Source organism: Methylorubrum podarium, from assembly GCF_022179745.1.
Taxonomy (GTDB): Bacteria; Pseudomonadota; Alphaproteobacteria; order Rhizobiales; family Beijerinckiaceae; genus Methylobacterium; species Methylobacterium podarium.
Genome location: NZ_BPRD01000337.1, coordinates 1 through 8192, shown reverse-complemented (window position 1 = coordinate 8192; position 8192 = coordinate 1). Strand labels below are relative to the sequence as shown.

At 71.9% G+C, this 8192-nt stretch carries 9 protein-coding genes; 6 read left to right on the top strand and 3 right to left on the bottom strand.

The features are described 5' to 3' along the window. Nucleotides 1–54 precede the first annotated feature (54 nt). Nucleotides 55–537 (bottom strand): VOC family protein, encoded by a 483-nt coding sequence (locus MFF42_RS16655; RefSeq protein ID WP_238256746.1) that lies wholly within the window; start codon nt 535–537, stop codon nt 55–57. Nucleotides 538–562: 25 nt separating this feature from the next. Continuing rightward, a complete protein-coding gene (locus MFF42_RS16650) occupies nt 563–958 on the bottom strand; it encodes a DoxX family protein (RefSeq protein ID WP_238256745.1) in 396 nt (131 codons plus the stop codon). 137 nt (nt 959–1095) lie between these two features. On the opposite strand from MFF42_RS16650, the gene MFF42_RS16645 reads away from it, so the two are divergent. Beyond that, nucleotides 1096–2007, top strand: coding sequence for a LysR family transcriptional regulator (locus MFF42_RS16645; RefSeq protein ID WP_238256744.1), 912 nt, complete (start codon nt 1096–1098; stop codon nt 2005–2007). Nucleotides 2008–2021: 14 nt separating this feature from the next. On the opposite strand, the gene MFF42_RS16640 is transcribed toward MFF42_RS16645, so the two are convergent. Further along, the gene (locus tag MFF42_RS16640) at nt 2022–2276 is read right to left on the bottom strand and encodes a type II toxin-antitoxin system Phd/YefM family antitoxin (protein WP_238256743.1); all 255 of its coding nucleotides are present in this window, start codon (nt 2274–2276) and stop codon (nt 2022–2024) included. A gap of 122 nt (nt 2277–2398) precedes the next feature. Between MFF42_RS16640 and uvrB the strand changes: the two genes are divergently transcribed. The 5 genes from uvrB to MFF42_RS16615 all read left to right on the top strand — a co-directional run. Further along, a complete protein-coding gene (uvrB, locus tag MFF42_RS16635; protein ID WP_238256742.1) occupies nt 2399–5155 on the top strand; it encodes an excinuclease ABC subunit UvrB in 2757 nt (918 codons plus the stop codon). 140 nt (nt 5156–5295) lie between these two features. After that, nucleotides 5296–5610 (top strand): hypothetical protein, encoded by a 315-nt coding sequence (locus MFF42_RS16630; RefSeq protein ID WP_238256741.1) that lies wholly within the window; start codon nt 5296–5298, stop codon nt 5608–5610. A 77-nt stretch (nt 5611–5687) separates the two neighbouring features. Next, nucleotides 5688–6368 (top strand): YidB family protein, encoded by a 681-nt coding sequence (locus MFF42_RS16625; protein ID WP_238256740.1) that lies wholly within the window; start codon nt 5688–5690, stop codon nt 6366–6368. A 10-nt stretch (nt 6369–6378) separates the two neighbouring features. Next, nucleotides 6379–7107: a glutathione S-transferase gene (locus tag MFF42_RS16620; RefSeq protein WP_238256739.1), complete on the top strand. Its 729-nt coding sequence runs from the start codon at nt 6379–6381 to the stop codon at nt 7105–7107. Nucleotides 7108–7186: 79 nt separating this feature from the next. Beyond that, nucleotides 7187–8192, top strand: a 1006-nt coding sequence (locus MFF42_RS16615; RefSeq protein ID WP_238256738.1) for a PAS domain-containing protein, incomplete at its 3' end; no start/stop codon positions are given.

Below are 8192 nucleotides of genomic sequence, written 5' to 3'. Positions count from 1 at the left end.
GCGACTGAGGCCGGCGAAGAACCAGGGTGATCGCTTTCAAGCGATCACCTTGCGTCAGATTTCGGCCCGCAGCCCCGCGAGGTCGAGGCGGCGGGTGACCATGGCGAGGTCGCCCTGTCGGTCCCGCGGCCACTCGGCCTCCGGCCGGTCGCGGTAGAGCTCGACCCCGTTCCCGTCGGGATCGCGCAGGTAGAGCGCCTCGGACACGCCGTGGTCGCTGGCGCCGTCGAGGGGGAGGCCGGCCGCCTCGACCCGGCGCAGGGCGTCGGCCAGGGCCGCCCGGGTCGGGTAGAGGATCGCGAGGTGGTAGAGGCCGGTATGGCCGGGCGGCGGCGGGGAGCCGCCCGCGCTCTCCCAGGTGTTGAGGCCGATATGGTGGTGGTAGCCGCCGGCCGAGACGAAGGCCGCCTGGGCGCCGTAGCGCTGCGTCAGCGCGAAGCCGAGCACGCCGCAATAGAAGTCCAGCGCCCGTTCGAGGTCGGCCACCCTGAGATGGACGTGGCCGATGCGGGTCTGCGGATGGATCGGTTCGCTCATGGGGGCGGTCTCCTCGCGCCGCTCGTCACGCCCGCCGCAGGGCGTAGGGGCCGTCGCCGAGCCCGGCCTGGACCAGCAGCATCACCGCCCAGAAGCCGGCGAACTCCCAGCCGCCGCCGGGATTCTGCGCGAAGAAGCCGTTGGCGCCGTGCACGGTGACGATGGCGCCGATCAGGACCGGGACCAGGGCCAGGGCGACGAAGCGGGCGTAGAGGCCGAGGATCAGGGCGAGGCCGCCCGCGGCCTCGACGGCGATCACCGCGTAGCCGAGGGCGGGCGGCAGGCCGAGGGAGCCGAAGAAGGCCGCCGTGCCCGCGGGGGTGAACACGAACAGCTTCAGCCCGGCATGGGCCAGGAACAGGCCGCCGAGGGTGAGACGCAGCAGCAGGGCGGCGTAGGGGGCGGTGCGGGCGTCGGTCATGGTCGTCTCGGGGTCCGGTCGGTTCGATCGCCGTCGCGGTGACGGCGGTTGCGGTGACCGGACCATGCCCTGCCCGTGCCCTTGCGATAATCCGCGTTCCCCGCCATTCACCTCACCCTGAGAGAGTGAGGTGAGCCGTGCTCGACCGCGTGACGGGAATGCAGGTCTTTGCCCGGGTGGCGGCGCTCGGCAGCTTCTCGGCCGCCGGGCGGGCGCTCGGCCTGTCGCAGACCGGCGTGACCAAGCACGTGGCGGCGCTGGAGGCGCGGCTCGGCACGCGGCTCCTGCACCGGACGACGCGCCGGCTGACGCTCACCGAGACCGGGCGGAGCTATCTCGAAGCCTGCGAGCGCATCCTCGCCGAGATCGCGGAGGCCGAGGCCATGGCCGGCGCCGAAGGGGTGGAGGCGCACGGAACCCTTCGTCTCAACGTGCCGCTCTCCTTCGGCGTGCGGGAGATCGCCCCGGCGCTCGCGGCCTTCGCCGCCGCGCATCCGGCGCTGACGATCGAGCTCGGCCTCAACGACCGACGGGTCGACCTGATCGAGGAGGGCTGGGACCTCGCGGTGCGGATCGGAACGCTCGCCGATTCGGGCCTGATCGCGCGGCGCCTCGCCGCCAGCCGCCTCCTGGTCTGCGCCGCGCCGGACTATCTCGACCGGCACGGCACGCCGCGCGCGCCCGAGGACCTGAGGGAGCACAACTGCCTCGGCTATACCCTGTCCGATTCCAGCGGCTGGCGCTTCGGCGATCGGGTCTACCCGGTCTCCGGCACCCTGCGGGCGCCGAACGGCGCCGCCCTGGTGGCCGCGGCCTCGGCCGGTCTGGGGCTCGTCTACCAGCCGACCTTCCTGGTGGCGGAGGCCCTGCGCGCCGGCAGCCTCGTCGCCCTCGATCTCGGTGCCCCCTGCCCGACCCTGCCGATCCACGCCCTGATGCCGCCGGGCCGGCGCCCGGCCAAGACCCGCGCCTTCGTCGATTTCCTGGCGCAGCGGTTCGCGGGCGAGCCGGCCTGGGAACGGGATCTGCCGGAGGCGGTGCGGGGGTGAGGGCGACGCGCGCGTCAGCCGACAGCGGCCTCTTCGCCCTCGAACAACCGGATGATCTCGTCCTGGTCCATCCTGTCGAAATCGTCCGGGACCGAGATCTGTCCGGCGAGGAAGCCCAGGCGTCGCGTGCGCGGCGGCTCGGCGTCCGCGGGCAAGACCCGGACCAGGGGGCGGCCGTTCTCGGCGATCACGAACGGCTCGCCGCGCGACGCCGCCTCGACCAGCCGCGACAGATCCGCCTCGGCCTCGCGGAGGCTGACCGTTTTCATGACGGTCTCCCTGATGTGGAACCGCCCTGACGCTAGTCCGGGCCCGAAACGGCCGCAAGCACCAGCAATTGTGGGCTCTCCGGACTCTTCCTGAGACCGCCCGACAGGCCCATATTGTCGCCATGCCCGCACCCAAGAATCCGCGCGTGAGCCCGGCCAAGGCGCCAGTCAAGATACCGGCCAAGGCACCGGCCAAGGCGACCTCGAAGACGACGGCGAAGGCGGACCGGCCCGAGCTGATGCCGCTCGACGAGCATCTCGCCGCCCTGCTCAACCCCGCCCTCAACCGCAACCGCCCGAAGGCGATCGAGCCGGTGCCCCAGCCCGAGCCGGCCCGGAAGGGGCGCGGGAGCAAGGGCGAGGCGAAGGCCTACAAGAAGATCGCGCAGGACGGCTTCGCCGAGGCGCCGCAGGCGGGCTTCGCCATCGGCGACGCGGCCGACGTCGATCCGCGGCTGGCCCAGGCCCTCGGCCTGATCCCGCCGGACGACGGCCCGGCCCCCGAGGCCGCACCCGAGGCGGACGCGCCCTCCCTCGCGACAGAGGGGGTCTCGGCCACGGTCGAAGCGTTGGAAAAGCTGCTCACCGAGGGCAACCCGCTGTTCAAGAACGGCGAGGCCTGGGTGCCACACCGCCCGGAACGGCCGGCGAAATCCGAGGGCGGCGTCCGGTTCACGCTGAAATCCGACTTCACCCCGGCGGGCGACCAGCCCAGGGCCATCGCCGAACTGGTGGAGGGCGTCAGAACCGCCGAGCGCGACCAGGTGCTCCTCGGGGTCACGGGCTCCGGAAAGACCTTCACGATGGCCAAGGTCATCGAGGAGACGCAGCGTCCGGCTCTGATCCTCGCCCCGAACAAGACGCTGGCCGCGCAGCTCTACGGCGAGTTCAAGAGCTTCTTTCCGGACAACGCGGTCGAGTACTTCGTCTCGTACTACGACTACTACCAGCCGGAAGCCTACGTGCCGCGCTCGGACACCTTCATCGAGAAGGAATCCTCGATCAACGAGCAGATCGACCGGATGCGCCACTCGGCGACGCGCGCCCTGCTGGAGCGCGACGACGTCATCATCGTCGCCTCGGTCTCCTGCATTTACGGCATCGGCTCGGTCGAGACCTACACGGCGATGTCGTTCACGGTCTCGCTGGGCGAGAAGATCGAGCAGCGCCAGCTCATCGCCGACCTCGTGGCGCTGCAGTACAAGCGCATCCAGTCGGACTTCGCCCGCGGCACCTTTCGCGTGCGCGGCGACGTCATCGAGCTGTGGCCGGCCCACTTGGAGGATCGCGGCTGGCGCATCGGCCTGTTCGGCGACGAGGTGGAATCGATCGTCGAGTTCGACCCGCTCACCGGCAAGAAGATCAATGAGCTGAAGTTCGTCAAAGTCTACGCCAACTCGCACTACGTCACGCCGCGCCCGACGCTGCAGCAGGCGATCAAGGGGATCAAGACCGAGCTGAAGGGGCGCGTCGAGGAACTGACCCGGATGGGCCGCCTGATCGAGGCGCAGAGGCTGGAGCAGCGCTGCACCTTCGACATCGAGATGATCGAGGCGACGGGGGCCTGCAACGGCATCGAGAATTATTCGCGCTACCTGACCGGGCGGAAGCCCGGCGAGCCGCCGCCGACCCTGTTCGAGTACCTGCCCGACAACGCCCTCGTCTTCACCGACGAGAGCCACGTCACCGTGCCGCAGATCGGCGGCATGTATCGCGGCGACTTCCGGCGCAAGGCGACGCTCGCCGAGTACGGCTTCCGCCTGCCCTCCTGCCTCGACAACCGCCCCCTGCGGTTCGAGGAATGGGACGCGATGCGGCCGCAATCGGTCCACGTCTCGGCCACGCCCGGCAAGTGGGAGATGGAGCGCACGGCCGGCGTCTTCGCCGAGCAGGTGATCCGCCCCACCGGCCTCGTCGATCCGGTGATCGAGATCCGCCCGGCCCGCTCCCAGGTAGACGACCTCCTGGGCGAGGTCCGCGCCGTGGCCCAGGCCGGCTACCGCACGCTGGTCACCACGCTGACCAAGCGCATGGCCGAGGACCTGACCGAGTACCTGCACGAGAACTCGGTGCGGGTGCGCTACATGCACTCGGACATCGACACCCTGGAGCGGATCGAGATCATCCGCGATCTCCGGCTCGGCGCCTTCGACGTCCTGATCGGCATCAACCTGCTGCGCGAGGGCCTCGACATCCCCGAATGCGCGCTGGTGGCCATCCTCGACGCCGACAAGGAGGGTTTCCTGCGCTCCGAGACGTCGCTGATCCAGACCATCGGCCGCGCGGCGCGCAACGCCGATGCCCGCTGCATCCTCTACGCGGACACCATCACCGGCTCGATGGAGCGGGCGATGGCCGAGACCGAGCGCCGCCGCCAGAAGCAGCTCGCCTACAACGCCGAGCACGGCATCACGCCGCAATCGGTCAAGCGCGGCATCGCCGACATCCTCGAGAGCGTCTACGAGCGCGACCACGTCCGCGTCGATACCGGGCTCGCCAAGGACGCGATCACGGTGGGCCACAACCTCAAGGCCGTCATGGCCGACCTCGAGAAGCGGATGCGCGCGGCCGCCGCCGACCTCGACTTCGAGGAGGCGGCCCGGCTGCGCGACGAGCTCAAGCGGCTCCAGGCCACCGAGCTCATGGTCTCCGACGACCCCATGGCGCGCCAGGGCGATGTCGAGCGCGAGGCCGGGCGCTACGGGCAGAAGGGCAGCCGGATCGCCAAGCCGACCCTCGACAACATGGGCCCCGGCACCGACCGCGAATTGCCGGCCGGGGCCGTGCCCTGGCAGGAGCGGCCGAAGGCGCGCTCGACGCAGGGGCTCGGCGGCCAGAAGCCCCGCTACAAGGGCGGCGGCGGGCGCAAGCGCGGCTGACACCGTCTGAAACCTCGCCGAAGGGGAACCTTGGCCACCGGCCGGGATTGGCCCTTCAGATCCTGCAACCGCCGGGCGGCTCCGCCGTGAGCCCGGTCGGCGGCGCGGACCCTGCGGGAAGCCTGAAACGGAGCCGACCGATGCGATCCCCCTCTCCCCTCAGCCGCGCCGCCCTGGGCGCCCTCCTCGGCAGCCTGATCCTGTCCGCGCCGGCGCTGGCCCAGAGCGTGGCCAACCCCAACGACCAGCCCACCGCCGGCACCCTGCCCTCCGGCACCGACACCGTGCGCGGCAACCAGCGCACCGCCGAGCGGTCGACCGGCGAGGTGTCGCCCCCGAGCGCGATCCGCTCCTCGACCTCGGTGATGCCCGAGGGACGGAGCAGCGGAAAGACCGTGCGCACCAACCCCACCGACCATCTCTCGAAGCCGTTCCGCACGAGCTACGAGAACTGATCCGCAACCCCATCCCGACGCTCGCCGTTGGACCGGCACGGCCGCCGCGGGCGGCGTGAACCGGCGGGAGGAAACGCATGGGGCTGCTCGATCAGGTCATCGGCGGAGTCGTCGGACAGGTTTTGGGGGGTGGACGCGGCGGGGCCTTGGCCTCGCCGGTGGTGAAGGCTCTCCTCATGCTGCTGCTCGCCAAGGGCGCTGGCGGGCTCGGCGGTGGCGGGCTCGGCGACATTTTCGGCCGCGGATCGCCCGAGCCGGGCGGCCGGCCCTTCCCCGATCCGGGCGTCGACGACGGCGATCTCGGCGGCTTCAACCAGGGCCGCCGCAGCGGGCCGCCAGCGCAAGGTGACGATTCCGGCGGCGATTTCGGCGATCTCGCCGGCATGCTCGACGGTCCGGGCGACGGTCATTCCGGGCACCGCTCCCCCGGCGAGGGCCCCTATGCCGGGCTCGACCGTGAGCCGCAGGACGGGAGCGGCCCCGCCGCGGGCGGGCTCGACGGCCTGATCCAGAGCTTCGAGCGGAGCGGGCTCGGCGACGTGATCGGCTCGTGGATCGGCCACGGCCCCAACCGCGAGATCGCGCCGAACCGCCTCGCCGAAGCCCTGGGTCCCGGCACCGTCGACAACCTCAGCCGCGAGACCGGCCTGCCGCGCGAGGACCTGCTCGCGCAGCTGGCCCAGGCCCTCCCCGGCGTGATCGACGCCCTGACGCCCCAGGGCCGCGCCCCGAGCCGCGAGGAACGCGGCGGCTGGTGAGGGCGCGGGCATGACCTACGAGCTGCACTACTGGCCGATGATCCCCGGCCGCGGCGAGTTCGTGCGGCTCGCTCTCGAACAGGCCGGGGCGGAATACGTCGATGTCGCCCGCCTGCCGGAAGAGGACGGCGGCGGCATCGCGGCGATGATGGACCGCCTGGAGGACGAGCCGCTGCGCCCGCCCTTCGCGCCGCCCTTCCTCAGGGACGGCGACCTCGTCATCGGCCAGACCGCGGCGATCCTGCTCTATCTCGGGCCGCGCCTCGGCCTCGTCGGGGCGGAGGAGGCCGACCGGGTCTGGACGCACCAGATCCAGCTCACGATCGCCGACATGGTGGCGGAGGCCCACGACACCCATCACCCGGTCGGCGTCGGCCTGTACTACGAAGACCAGAAGCCGGAGGCGCGCCGCCGCGCCGAGGACTTTTGCGAGAACCGCATCCCCAAATACCTCGCTTGGTTCGAGCGCGTGCTCGCCCGCAACCCGGCCGGGCCGGAGCATCTGGTCGGCGTCGCGGTGAGCTACGCCGACACCTCGCTGTTCCAGCTCGTCGAGGGCCTGCGCTACGCGTTTCCGAAGGCCGCGGCCCGGGCCCTGACGCAGGCGCCGGGCGTCGCCGCGCATGCGGAGCAGGTCGGGCGGCTGCCGCGCATCGCGGCCTACCGCGCCAGCGAGCGGTGCCTCTCCTTCAACGAGGAGGGGATCTTCCGGCATTACCCCGAACTCGATCTCGGCTGACCCCGTCGCGAAGTCTGTTTTCCGGCCGAACCGTCGCGCTTGTACCGCCCGGCGGCGTGCTACAGGTGCAAGCGTGAGCATGCCCGAGCCTCTTCCTCCCGTCGCGGAACCGAGCGTCGAACCGGCGCGCTTTCGGGTCGCGGAGCCGTTGCGGGCGGCGCAGGGCGCCCTCGCCCGGGCGCAGGACGCCGCCGGGATCGGCGTCTTCACCCTCGACCTGCGCGCGGGCGTTCTGCATCCGAGCCCCGCCTTCTGCCGCCTGCACGGCCTGCCGGTGCAGGAGCAGTATTCCCTCGCCGCCCTCGCCGAGCGGCTCGCGGCGGAGGACCCGGCGGCGATCCCCTCGGGCGAAGGGGCGGCCGGAGAGGTGGGCGGAGAGGTGGTCGAAGAGGCCGTGTACCGCGTCCGCGACCCGCTGACCGGCCTGCCCCGCTGGATCGCCCGCACCCTCGAGATCGAGCGCGACGCGGATGGCCGCCCCGTGCGGCTCGCGGGCGTGGTGCGGGACGTGACCGAGCAGCGGGCCCAGAGCACGGCCCTGGCCGAGAGCGAGCAGCATTACCGCACGCTGTTCGAGCAGATGGACGAGGGCTACTGCGTCATCGAGTTCATCGACGGCCCGCACGGGCCCCTGAGCGACTACGTCCACGTCACCGCCAACCGCGCCTACGCGCAGCATGCCGGCATCGAGGAGGTGGCGGGGAAACGCCTGCGCGAGATCGTCGGCGCGGAGGCCGAGGGCTGGCTCGCGCTCTACGGCGACGTCCTGCGCACCGGAAGGCCGATCCGCTTCCAGCGCGAGCTGGTCGCCACCGGGCGCTACCTCGAACTTGCCGCCTTCCGCATCGAGCCGCCGTCGCGGCGGCAGGTGGCGGTGCTGTTCCAGGACATCACGGCGCGCCGCCGCGTGGAGCACCTGCTCCATTCCAAGGCCGCCGGCCTGGAGGCGGAGGTGGTGGCGCAACGGCGCGACCGCGACCGGGTCTGGACGCTCTCGCCGGTGCTCAAGGTCGTGGCCTCCCCCGACGGGCGGATCGGCGCGGTCAACCCCTCGTGGAGCCGGACCCTGGGCTGGTCGCCCGCCG